The sequence below is a fragment of the Candidatus Aminicenantes bacterium genome, from assembly GCA_026393795.1.
GTDB lineage: Bacteria > Acidobacteriota > Aminicenantia > UBA2199 > UBA2199 > UBA2199.
Map to the genome: position 1 here is coordinate 1 of JAPKZL010000173.1, position 3,592 is coordinate 3,592.

The window sequence follows — 3,592 nt, forward strand, 5'->3', positions numbered from 1 at the left end:
TTTGGATCATTGGATATTGGAATTTGTTTGTGTTTTGGTGCTTGGTGCTTGGAATTTTATTCTTGCCGGACGCCATACGCCGTAACCGTCAACCGAGTTCAATTCATGGCTGACACCGTCCAAAAGGCGGGCCCCCCCCCATGTAGCGGGGGGGGAGTTTTTTTTGGTGGGAGTTATGGTTATATTAAGGGGGGAGAGATGGAAAGGCTAATTAATTTTTGCATGGTCGGTCTTGTTGACCTCTTTTTTTGGCTGGGATTCTTTTATTGTTTTGCCGTTTGCCGTGTCGGTTTTCTTATAATCGGTGATGTACCAGCCCTTGCCTTTGAATTGGAACGAGCTCAGCGATACTATTTTTTTTGTCTTGCCCTGGCAATAGATGCATTTGGTGATGGGGGGGGCGCCGATGCCCTGCAGGGCTTCGAACGTTTTCCCGCATTTTGAACATCGATACTCGTAGATCGGCATATCCATCACCTCAATAAAGAATATATACCATAGTTGCGGATGGCTGTCAACAAAAAAAATAGTGCATCTTTCAGCGCCATTCGCGCGTCTGTATAGTTTATGAGGAGAATTGTATTTTATGAAGAAATATGCTATAAATTTACACTCAGTCCGTTTTATGCGAGGTTTTTATGCTTAAAAAACTGCCATGGCTGATGCTTGCCTTGTTGCTGGTCCAATTCCTTGGCGCTGAAATCATCGAGGAGATTCGAATCGAGGGCAACAAGAAGGTTTCCCGCGAAACCGTGCAATTTTATATAAAATCCCGCTCGGGCGGCATCTACGACAACGATAAATTAAAGGAAGATTTTAAAACCTTGTGGGAAACGGGCTTTTTTGCCGACATCCGCATCGAATCCGAAAACGGCGCCAACGGCAAGATCGTGCGTTTCGTCCTGACCGAAAACCCCTTGATCTCCTCCGTGGCCTACAAGCTTAGCAAGAGGGTCAAGGAAAACGATATCACCCAGAAACTCCAGGACAACAACATCACCATCCAGGCTTTCTCCTATTATAGCCCGGCCAAGGTTCGCCGGGCCAAGAAGATCATTACCGACATGCTGCTGGAAAAGGGCTTTAACCAGGCCAGCGTTACCATCGATGAAAAGCTGGGCAATGACCAGATCGCGCTGACCATCCAGGTCGACGCCGGCCCCAAAACCAGGATCGGGCAGGTGGTTTTCCCCGGCCTGGACACGAAGTTGCTGTCGGCCAGTTTTCTGGGCCGCGGCCTGAAGAACAACCAGAGCCATTCCTTGATCTCCACCGTCCTGGGCAAGGACATTTACAACCACGAAAAAATCAATGAGGACCTGGAAGAGGTCCGTTTGCGGCTTCAGCAGAAAGGCTATCTGGAAGCCAAGGTCGGAACGCCCGAACTCGGCTGGAACACCCAGAAGACGGTTTTCGGCAAATCCCAAAAAATGCTCGTCCTCAGCATCCCGGTGGAAATGGGCCCCCGCTACCGGACGGGCAGCATCGCCATCGAAGGCAATAAGGTCATTCGCACCGATTTCTTAAGGCAAATGGTCACCTTGAAAAAAGGCGATGTCTACGACCTCAAGAAAAGAAACAAGGCGGTTGAGGAGATCCAGAAATTTTACGGCAGCCTGGGGTATTTCTACGCCCAGATCGCCCCTCAGGAGAACATGGATCCGGTCAAAAAAATCGCCGACCTGACCATCCATGTCCAGGAAAATGAAATAGTTTACCTGGGAAAGCTCGAATTCACCGGCAACACCTTCACCAAGGATCATGTCATCCGCCGCGAGTGGTTCCTGCGCGAGGGCCGGCGTTTGAACATCAATGCCCTGGAGGATTCGATCAAGCGCATGAAGCAGCTGGGGCTGGTGACCATCGAAAAAATGCCGGAGATCAAGCCCGATCCCCAGGACCCGCAAAAAATAAACATCACCGCCGACGTCAAGGAAGTGAACCGGCAGATGATCAATTTTAACGTCGGCTACAGCGGCTACGAGGGCTGGTTCATCGCCGCCGGCTACTCGACCCAGAACTTCCTGGGCATGGGCGAAGTCTTTTCGCTGAACCTGCAGCAGGGCACCATCGCCAAGACATACCAGTTCGCCTTCACCGAGCCGTACCTGTTCAATTCCCAGGCCAGTTTCGGCATCGATATCTCCAAGACCTACTACCGCTATCCCAACCTGTACACGCGCCAGGGCGAAGGCTTTAACGTCTCCACGGCAACGCGCTTCTGGAAGTTCTGGGGGGCGTCGCTGGTCTTCAGCATGGAGAACATATCCATCTCGGACGTCAACGAAGCGTACATGCAAGGCTCCTACTACTCCTACTTCTATACCGAGGGCAAGAGGCTGATCACCGCCATCAATCCCATGATCTATTATTCCACCGTCGATTCGCCGGTCTTCCCCCGTTCGGGCAGCAAATTCCTGGTCAATTACCGCTATACCGGCGGCTTCCTGGGCGGCGACATCTACTCGCACAAGCTGAAGCTGGAGCTGGTCAAGTTCATCCCCGTCTGGTCGAGCCATGTCATCGGCCTGCACGCCGCCTACGAAGCCATCGAACCGTTCGGCGGCAAGACCATTCCCTTCTATGAAAAGTTCTTCCTGGGCGGCGAGCGCTCCATCCGCGGCTTCGAGACATTCACCCTCGGCCCGCGCAACGCGAACGGCTCGGTCCTCGGCGGCAACAAGTCGCTGTATTTCAACCTGGAATACGCCATCCCCCTGACTCAGCAATTTTCCTTCGTCTTTTTTTACGACGTCGGCAACGCCTACAACACCGGCATCCCGATCAGTCTCAAGGATGTGTACCAGTCGACCGGCCTGGAACTGAAAATATTCGTCCCCATGCTCAATGTCCCGTTCCGCCTGATTTTCGCCTACAACCACCGCCTGCTCCTGCCGGATGCCAATCATTTCGTCTTCCGCTTCGCCGTCGGACCGTCATTTTATTAACAATAAAAAAGGAGACTTACATGAAAAAGAATTTGCTTTTCATCTTCGCCCTGCTGACCCTGACCACGTTCGTTTTTTCGGAAGTGAAAATCGGGATCATCAATCCCCAGGGAGTGCTGCAGAACTCGATCAAGGGAAAAGAGGTGATCGAAAGACTGCGCTCGCTCAATTTGTCCAAGCAGAAAAAATACGAAGCCATGCAGAAGGAGATCGAGGGCCTGGAAAAGGACATCCTCTCGCCGGCCCTGAACGCGGATACCCGCGATAAGAAAAACAGCGATCTGCAGAACAAGCGTATCGAGATCAAGCGCTTCGCCGAGGACGCCCAGAAAGACAGCATGGCCATCCAGCAGAAGGAATTCGAGAACCTGCAGCGCGAACTGATGCCGATCATTGAAAAAATCGCCAAAAGCGGCGGATTTTCCGTCATTCTCGATCTGAACACGGCCGGAGTGACCTACTTCGACCCCTCGATCGACATCACCGACCAGGTGATCAAGGACTACGACGCCGCCCAGTCCGCCGCCGCCCCAGCCGCCAAGAAATGAACCTGCCGCTGGGCATCGAGGACATCAAGAAGATCCTGCCCCACCGCTATCCCTTCCTGCTGGTGGACCGGGTGACCGAGTGCGACGGCCAGACCA

General features: G+C 52.6%; 4 protein-coding genes. 3 read left to right on the forward strand and 1 reads right to left on the reverse strand.

Annotation, left to right across the window (positions count from 1 at the left end):
- Positions 1-207: 207 nt before the first annotated feature.
- Positions 208-474 carry a zinc ribbon domain-containing protein gene (locus tag NTW95_08220; GenBank protein ID MCX6557395.1) on the reverse strand — a complete coding sequence of 89 codons (267 nt, stop codon included), beginning with the start codon at positions 472-474 and terminating at the stop codon, positions 208-210.
- 164 nt (positions 475-638) lie between these two features.
- Between NTW95_08220 and bamA the strand changes: the two genes are divergently transcribed.
- The 3 genes from bamA to NTW95_08235 all read left to right on the forward strand — a co-directional run.
- Positions 639-2,948, forward strand: a complete 2,310-nt coding sequence (bamA, locus tag NTW95_08225) for an outer membrane protein assembly factor BamA (GenBank protein MCX6557396.1) — start codon at positions 639-641, stop codon at positions 2,946-2,948.
- Positions 2,949-2,968: 20 nt separating this feature from the next.
- Positions 2,969-3,496: an OmpH family outer membrane protein gene (locus tag NTW95_08230; GenBank protein ID MCX6557397.1), complete on the forward strand. Its 528-nt coding sequence runs from the start codon at positions 2,969-2,971 to the stop codon at positions 3,494-3,496.
- Positions 3,493-3,592 (forward strand): 3-hydroxyacyl-[acyl-carrier-protein] dehydratase FabZ (locus tag NTW95_08235; GenBank protein MCX6557398.1); only part of this gene is annotated, 100 nt, incomplete at its 3' end. The genes NTW95_08230 and NTW95_08235, both read left to right, overlap by 4 nt.